Here is a 317-nt window from a genome sequence, read left to right as displayed (position 1 = left end):
AGATGTCGTCGAACGCAGCGAAAATCTCGTTGAGCTCCGACACCATGTAGCTTGCCGGCATGGTGGCCGCGATGTGTGTGAAGCCGCTGAAGTCGGTGAACAGGATCGACGCCGACTCGTGCCGCACGGGCAGCACCTGGCCCGAGGATGACAACTCATCGGCGATTTCGATCGGGAAGATGTTGTACAGCAGATTCTGCACACGCAGGTTCGATTGTTCCGACAATTCGATCTGGGCACGCAGCGCGTCGTGCGTCGCCTTGAGCGCAAGCTGGCTGCGCACGCGCGCGAGCACGATCGAACGGCTGATCGGCTTG

At 60.6% G+C, this 317-nt stretch carries 1 protein-coding gene; it reads right to left on the bottom strand.

All coding sequences use genetic code 11. The features are described 5' to 3' along the window. The coding region (locus D0817_RS27095) for an adenylate/guanylate cyclase domain-containing protein (RefSeq protein ID WP_497756107.1) at positions 1 to 317 on the bottom strand (317 nt) is incomplete at both ends.

The sequence above is a fragment of the Flavobacterium cupreum genome (assembly GCF_003996965.1).
GTDB classification, from domain to species: domain Bacteria; phylum Bacteroidota; class Bacteroidia; order Flavobacteriales; family Flavobacteriaceae; genus Flavobacterium; species Flavobacterium cupreum.
The sequence above is the reverse complement of the archived record's forward strand: the minus strand, read 5'-3'. Positions and strand labels throughout refer to the sequence as shown.